This is a genomic window from Acinetobacter johnsonii, from assembly GCF_048551975.1.
Classification (GTDB): domain Bacteria; phylum Pseudomonadota; class Gammaproteobacteria; order Pseudomonadales; family Moraxellaceae; genus Acinetobacter; species Acinetobacter johnsonii_A.
The window spans coordinates 1-256 of the sequence record NZ_JBIMCF010000295.1 but is presented as its reverse complement, the minus strand read 5'-3'; the positions used below and the strand labels follow the sequence as shown (position 1 = coordinate 256).

General features: G+C 33.6%; 1 protein-coding gene. It reads left to right on the top strand.

Annotated elements, in window-relative coordinates:
- A partial coding sequence (locus tag ACG9ZB_RS17550) for a hypothetical protein (protein WP_419326877.1) occupies nt 1-256 on the top strand: 256 nt, incomplete at both ends.

The window sequence follows — 256 nt, the reverse complement described above, 5'->3', positions numbered from 1 at the left end:
ACATAAAACTGACTGCTAGAGTAAAGCAGTTGATTCAAGAGTCTAAAGAGCAGGATGAATTTAATGAGGAAAGTCAAAAAATCAATGCCGAACAAGCGAACAAAATTATTCAGCAGATCAATTTAAATAAACAACTGGAGCAATCCAATACTGCGCTATCACTTAAAAATGAACAGCAGAGCGAAAAAATAGAAAAAATTTCAAAATATATGGACGCTATTCAGGCTGAAATGGATAAGTTTTCAATGTCAGAGGT